The organism is Bathymodiolus heckerae thiotrophic gill symbiont, assembly GCF_900128515.1.
Lineage (GTDB): Bacteria > Pseudomonadota > Gammaproteobacteria > PS1 > Pseudothioglobaceae > Thioglobus_A.
The window spans coordinates 1-5,887 of sequence record NZ_FQTP01000084.1; the positions used below are offsets into that span (position 1 = coordinate 1).

General features: G+C 40.1%; 9 protein-coding genes and 2 pseudogenes. All 11 read left to right on the forward strand.

Annotation, left to right across the window (positions count from 1 at the left end):
* Positions 1-127 (forward strand): ATP-binding protein (locus BTHERMOSOX_RS11810; RefSeq protein WP_346654949.1); only part of this gene is annotated, 127 nt, incomplete at its 5' end.
* Positions 128-195: 68 nt separating this feature from the next.
* Positions 196-396, forward strand: a complete 201-nt coding sequence (locus BTHERMOSOX_RS08760) for an addiction module protein (RefSeq protein ID WP_138120700.1) — start codon at positions 196-198, stop codon at positions 394-396.
* A 3-nt stretch (positions 397-399) separates the two neighbouring features.
* Entirely contained in the window at positions 400-714 is a 315-nt protein-coding gene (locus BTHERMOSOX_RS08765; RefSeq protein ID WP_249360663.1) for a type II toxin-antitoxin system RelE/ParE family toxin, read from the forward strand.
* A 367-nt stretch (positions 715-1,081) separates the two neighbouring features.
* A pseudogene (locus tag BTHERMOSOX_RS12090) lies at positions 1,082-1,252 on the forward strand (DUF6538 domain-containing protein); the annotation flags it as partial.
* Positions 1,253-1,333: 81 nt separating this feature from the next.
* On the forward strand, positions 1,334-2,206 hold the full coding sequence (locus BTHERMOSOX_RS08770) for a site-specific integrase (RefSeq protein WP_138120701.1): 873 nt from the start codon (positions 1,334-1,336) through the stop codon (positions 2,204-2,206).
* 680 nt (positions 2,207-2,886) lie between these two features.
* Positions 2,887-3,198: a hypothetical protein gene (locus tag BTHERMOSOX_RS08775; RefSeq protein WP_138120702.1), complete on the forward strand. Its 312-nt coding sequence runs from the start codon at positions 2,887-2,889 to the stop codon at positions 3,196-3,198.
* A 180-nt stretch (positions 3,199-3,378) separates the two neighbouring features.
* Positions 3,379-3,894 carry a hypothetical protein gene (locus BTHERMOSOX_RS08780; protein ID WP_138120703.1) on the forward strand — a complete coding sequence of 172 codons (516 nt, stop codon included), beginning with the start codon at positions 3,379-3,381 and terminating at the stop codon, positions 3,892-3,894.
* Positions 3,891-4,280, forward strand: coding sequence for a S8 family serine peptidase (locus BTHERMOSOX_RS08785; RefSeq protein WP_138120704.1), 390 nt, complete (start codon positions 3,891-3,893; stop codon positions 4,278-4,280). Before BTHERMOSOX_RS08780 ends, BTHERMOSOX_RS08785 begins: the two co-directional genes overlap by 4 nt.
* Positions 4,281-4,534: 254 nt before the next feature.
* On the forward strand, positions 4,535-5,092 hold the full coding sequence (locus BTHERMOSOX_RS08790; RefSeq protein WP_138120705.1) for a DEAD/DEAH box helicase: 558 nt from the start codon (positions 4,535-4,537) through the stop codon (positions 5,090-5,092).
* Complete coding sequence (locus BTHERMOSOX_RS08795) at positions 5,070-5,366, forward strand: hypothetical protein (RefSeq protein WP_212744641.1); 297 nt, start codon at positions 5,070-5,072, stop codon at positions 5,364-5,366. Before BTHERMOSOX_RS08790 ends, BTHERMOSOX_RS08795 begins: the two co-directional genes overlap by 23 nt.
* 154 nt (positions 5,367-5,520) lie before the next feature.
* Positions 5,521-5,887, forward strand: a pseudogene (locus BTHERMOSOX_RS12095) (inverse autotransporter beta domain-containing protein); the annotation flags it as partial.

The following is a 5,887-nucleotide window of genomic DNA, read 5'->3' on the forward strand; positions in this document are numbered from 1 at the left end:
GCAGGGTGGAACTGGGTTAGGGTTGGCAATTGTTAATCATATTGCTCATAGGCATAATGCAGAATTACGTATTGATAGTGAAGTGTGTGTCGGATCTACATTTTCAGTTTGTTTTATTAGGGTGTAAAGTGATCAAAAAATTGATAGATCGTGACGATAATGGTATTATGCTTTTAAACAAACGAGATAATCATTATGACTATTACTGAAATTACAAAAATGAGTGTAGCAGAAAGACTTCAAACCATGGAAGAAATCTGGGATTCATTCAGTCATGATCAAATAGAAATTAAGTCTCCAGAGTGGCATAAAGACATTCTATCTGAAAGAAGAAATAAAATAGAACAAGGCAAGGTAGAGTTCATATCTTTTGCCGATCTAAAATCTCAAGTTTAATTAGTGAATTCTAAAAATATCAGCATCTTATCTGATGCTGTTACAGATCTAAAACAAGGAAAGGATTTTTACGAATCTCAACAATCTGGTATTGGTAGTTATTTTTGGGATTGTCTTTTATCTGACATAGAATCTCTTGTTGTTTATTCAGGTATCCATAAAAAAGAATATGGTTATTACAAAATGCTATCTAAAAGATTCCCATACGCAATTTATTATGACGTTAATAATAATACGAATTACGTAGTTGCAATTTTACCAATGCGAAAAAATCCAGATTGGATCGAAGGTAGATTAAATAGTAAACAGAATTATTAACATTCCACTTTAGCTTTCCAGCTGTAAATCAGATAAAACTGTATAATACAAATAAGGAAAAAGTGTTGCAATAGTGTGGCAAATTTAAACTAAGCCAACAAGACTGAAAAGTGGCAACATAATGACAACAAAGAACTGCTTTAAACGTTCTATATCACTCTAAAGTGATAAAAAATGCTTTAGTAGAGTGATATAGGCTGTTTTTAGACGTTTTAAGAGAGGCTGTTAATTCATTTGTCGCTGGTTCGAGCCCAGCTCGAGGAGCCATTTTCTAATGGTTATCTCACTGTAAGTCCTTGATAGATCTAGCATTTATCCATATGGACCACTTACGGAGGTAACCATTCTATGTACCAAAATATCCACTATCCACTATCCACATCAACGCAACGGTGTGTATTACTACGCCCGTCGTATTCCTAGCGATCTAAAACATCTGTATTCCCACCAAAGAATCGTAATTAGTCTTAGAACTAAGGTGAAGAGGGTGGCCACTAATGGTGCTGCTCATCTCTCACAAGAGTTAGAAAGTTACTGGTCTTCCATTAGAATCAGGAGGCTATTTAAGCTGTATACTAACAGTAGCTTGGATGATAGTGTCGAGTCGTCAGGGGTTCTTATGTCAGAAGCTATCGAGCACTACTTGAAAATCAAAGGGACTGAGAAGTCTAGATCTTTTGCCAATGTTGTTCGTAGAGACCCTGGATACGCCATAAACTATTTAGGAGATAGAGATCTAAGTAGCTACAACACAACTGATGCAGCTAAGTTGCGTGACAAGCTATTCTCTAAAGGATTGAGTTCTGGGTCAGTTAAGAGGGTGTTCTCATCTGTAAAGGCCGTTACGGGACTTACCATCAAAGAGATGGGTATCGGCGTCCCTAATCCATTCCTAGGTGTATTCATTCCAAACCTTAATGATGCCAAGAAGAGGCTGCCAATACCTAATAAGAATATTAAGGCGATTCAAAAGGCCTGTGTGTTGCTTGATGATATACGTTGGATTACAGCGATTATCTCTGATACAGGCCTTAGGCTTTCTGAAGTTGTTGGTCTTAAATCATCTGATGTTATTCTTGATGATGATCAGCCATACTTGATTATTCAGCCAAACAATTCAAGAAGATTAAAGACAGTCGGCAGTGAGAGAAAGATCCCTTTAGTTGGGGCTTCTTTATGGGGAGCTTCGAGAGCTTCTTCTGCTACAGTGTCGGAGTATCTATTTGATCGATACAATAAGAACGAAAGGTGTAATGCTAATTCGGCTAGTGCCGCCATTAACAAATGGATGAGACCCTATGTTAGCGATGGTATGGTTATTCATTCTATGAGGCACTCCATCCGAAATCGTCTCAGATCTGTTGAGGCCCCTGTAGATATTATTGATGCTATTGGTGGCTGGAGTAGAGGATCAGTTGGGGAAGGTTACGGGTCTGGCCACACTGTTAAAACGTTACATAAGTGGCTTAGTAGGGTAGTCATTAAGACTTAAAGGACCTCCGTAAGTGGTCCGTATGGATAAATGCTAGATCTATCAAGGACTTACAGTGAGACAACCATTAGAAAATGGCTCCTCGAGCTGTTGAGCTTGTCTAGCCTTCCTGCGGAAGCCTTTCCAAGGGCTCAGAATCCTTGATGTATCGCCAGATCATTATAGCACTCCACTCCCAAGTATTCAAGTGGTGGCACTGTTGGTACATAGTTGGCCACCCATCCTCACCGAGCCCAGCAGCTCTCAACGATCCATAACAACCTGCCAGTACCGCAGAGCCCAACAGAACCTCACAGGTCCAACCCCACGCTTACAGGTGCCCATAGATCCCATTGAATATCTAAGCTCCTGAAGGTTAACTCTGGTGAGCTTTAGGGGTTCCCGAAGTTATTAGATGGGTGGCCTTATAGTAGATAAACAGTACTCGATGGCCACTTACCCTACAGATACTGATACCAAAGGGTTATAGCGGCTCAGGATGGTATCTTAGAGGCTCTGTAAGGGCCGTGTAGGGCTTGTTATGATTGAGAGAGGTAATGAGCTGTAATGTAGGTGTGGAGATGGTTGTAGAGGGTTTGGGGGGGGTAAATTAGGATTATAATAAACCATATGAAGTATAAGTCATCAACTAACAGTGCATCCATCCATTCTTTGGAAGGCATTATATTGAGAGGTATTTGGTGAGCTGTTTATTGGGCGCCTGTATTGTGGTAGCTCAAATATCACATGGCGGTTCTTATGCTGAACTAACACCAACAATTGCAACTGACACTGCAAATATAACTCATGATATTTCTCACTTCTACAAAGTTAATAATAAGCAATTTAGCATGGACGGGTATCTGATACTAGATACTGACACTCGTATTGATCTTGGTTACGATAATGGGCTTAAATCTCAGAAGCGGACAAGGTCAAAAGCCTTAACAGTGGGTGTAACGCAATTATCAATACAGATAGTCATATCACCTTTGGTGTGTCTACTAAGTTAGGCGGTAGAACAACTGAAACCTCATGTACAGATGACAGTGGAATGGATAAGCAATTCTTTTGTGACAATCTATCAATACTGCAACCATTTTCACAGCCTAAGCATAATAGAAATACAAGGGTAGTTATTAACTACGAACACAAATTTAATTGGCCATTTGGAGTCAAAATAGGAGAAAAGTATGAAAATTAAAACAATAACACTAGTAGGGTTAATGGGTTCAACATTATTGCTAACAGGCGGTGGAGGCGGAGGCGGTGGAGCTTCTAACGTTCAACCAACAGTTTTGGACGGGTATAACTTGGCACAAGGGTCTGCAGATGCTAAAAAAGGCGCAACCTATGTGCAAGAGTTTTTGACAGCTAATAGCGCTCAAAACACTACAGTGGCAAATATATATTCAAGGCTTAACGTTCCTGGAGTGGAGCAAGCGCACTTAGATGGCTGGACTGGTAAAAGAAAGACCATTACTATTTTGGATAGTGGGTTTACAGCTAATGGTAATGCACAATGTATCGGTAGTCATGGCAGGTGTGTTAGTGATATTGCACATAACATAGCGCCAGGTGTAACAAGAAACGAATACGGTGCTTTAGACTTGGTAAATTCTGCTAAAAACATAGCAACTATGGCCCTCTGCAGTGGTAACAACCTCAGTAAGGTGGCTTTACAGATTGCCCCATTAGTGGAACAATGACAGTAAGTAATTGCAACACTTGGTCAATTGACGGCCTAAATTCGGACAATGTAATTTATGTCGGAGAAGTGAATTCTAGTGGTGATATTCCAGATTGGTCAAACCAAGCTGGAAGTGCACACAAAAATCAATTTATTGTGACTTCTTCAGACTATATAACAACATCCAGTGACGGAGGAGTACACGGGAACTCATTTTCTGCACCTAGAGTTGCTGGAGCAGGTGCATTAGTTCGTCAGAAATTTCCAAATCTTACTGGCTCACAAACTGCTGTTGTAATTCTCAATACGGCTGATGATTTAGGTGTTACAGGTGTGGATACTGTGTACGGACATGGCAAGCTCAATGTTGGTAAGGCTTTATCTCCAGTGGGTAATTTGCATTAGTGGGTAGTTATACAGTTATACTCTGATGAGTATTTATCACACCTAAAGGCATCGATATAAAAGAAATGTAACGTACCAGTTCCCTTGGTTTGATAGTAGTGATATGGTTGGGTTTGTGAAGACCGAGTAGGGTCTGAGTATGTGCTAGATTCCGTCCAGGGAAAGGATTGCCTCAAGAATTATCCAGGTTTAACTAAGTGTAAATCTGGATGACTGGGTAAAATTGACAATCCCTTCAATCATAAAGCAAGCCAATGCCAAAACCATTAGTCAACCCAATCGAACTAGCAAAAGAAGTTGCCTACATCTGGGAAGGTGATGAGTACAACAATATCTCATCTCCAGCCCTTGAGGAGTCTTGGACGGTAATAGCCGAATCATTCAACGAATGCATTCGTGCTAACCAACGAGGAGCTAACCCTCCTCAACGGCTTGCAATCCCAGCCCAAACGGGCACAGGGAAGACCACTGCAATGATCCAGTACGCCATCCAATCAAATAAGGATATTGGGATACTGATCGTTACTGCCTTTATCGATGAGATAGATAAGATAGTTGAGCATGTCAACAAGGGTCTGAATAAGTCCGAGCTTAAGGCTGCAGCCTTCCATAGTAGTTCTGATGAGCATAGATACAACCTTGATAATATGAAAAAGTATCAGGTATTGGTTATTACTCACAACCAGTTTGTAGGTGCTACTGACAGGAATCAAAATGAAGTTGGTGTGGACAGAGGTAGGATCCATAAGTTATACGACTATAACGGCACTAAGAGAGACCTGGTAATCATTGATGACAATCCTGGCCACTGATCTTAAATACAACGATCTGCATATGCTTGACAGTGCGCTATGTGGCTATATCAAATACAAGGATTCTGATAGAGAACTAATCCCTAAGGTCGAGAACGAGGTTAAAGCACTTAGTATGCTGATTGAGTTTTCAAAGATAATGATTGATAGGTTAGAGGCTAACAAAAAAGCTGAGATGCTTGTTGATAAACATGAGCTGATAGATCACTTAAAGGACTACGATCTTTGGATTGGGGAAATAATAACTTGCACTGCAAGGGGGGGTACGTGGTAAAATACCCAAAATTTTTATAAAACTATCTTTTGATCAATTAGAATGACAATATTAAAAAACAAAAAAACTAACCAAGCTTAAACAGCTTTTTGTATTTTTATTACTAACCCTATCACTCAACACTACCGCCGTTGATGCTCGCCAAGCAGGCGAGCAAATACAATCTCAAATAGTCAATAAAGCCATCAGTACTACTGAGGGCTATATCAACACCCAAGCCAACGAGCTTATTAATAACTTTGGCAAAGGTAGAACTTCAATCAGCATCAAGGGTATTGAATCAGATAAGCCAAGCTATAGTATCGATACCATTCAGCCTATTAGTGAATTCAATACTGACATTCAAGAGCTAACTTACGTCCAAGGCTCAGTGTTTTCTGGTGAGAACGAAGGTGAGCGTCGCAACACCATTAACCTAGGTATTGGACAGCGCTACCTAGTAGAAGATCAGCGTGCCATTGCAGGTATCAATGCGTTTTTTGACTATGAAGATTCATCTAAACATAAGCGTGCATCACTAG